Below are 415 nucleotides of genomic sequence, written 5' to 3' on the forward strand. Positions count from 1 at the left end.
GTGTACACGTGTACATTACGACTCGTGGCCCACCTCCGACAAGTGGGGTCGCACAACCGAGCGTCACCGATGGTGGACCGGAATAATGAGGAGGATTGTCGATGAGTGCGGAAACAGGCCGACCCACTATGCACGAGGTAGCTCGGGTCGCCGGTGTCTCCCATGCCACAGTGTCACGGGTCCTCAACGGCCACACCAACGTTGCCCCCGCAACCGCACGAGCTGTCGCCGACGCGATCATTACCACCGGTTATGTCCCCAATCGAGCAGCCCGGTCGCTACGAGTCCGGTCCACCGACACTGTGGTCCTCGTAGCCCGCGAAAAAGCCGACGTTTTCTACAGTGAGCCAACTCTGTCGCCGATGGCATCGGGAGCGAATCTTCGCCTCTCTGAGCACGGGTACCAGATGCTGCT

1 protein-coding gene is annotated in these 415 nt (G+C 60.7%); it reads left to right on the top strand.

The genetic code is table 11. The features are described 5' to 3' along the window. Positions 1-128: 128 nt before the first annotated feature. A partial coding sequence (locus tag G8O24_RS47245) for a LacI family DNA-binding transcriptional regulator (protein ID WP_188108444.1) occupies positions 129-415 on the top strand: 287 nt, incomplete at its 3' end.

The sequence above is a fragment of the Bradyrhizobium campsiandrae genome, assembly GCF_014529705.1.
Classification (GTDB): Bacteria; Pseudomonadota; Alphaproteobacteria; order Rhizobiales; family Xanthobacteraceae; genus Bradyrhizobium; species Bradyrhizobium campsiandrae.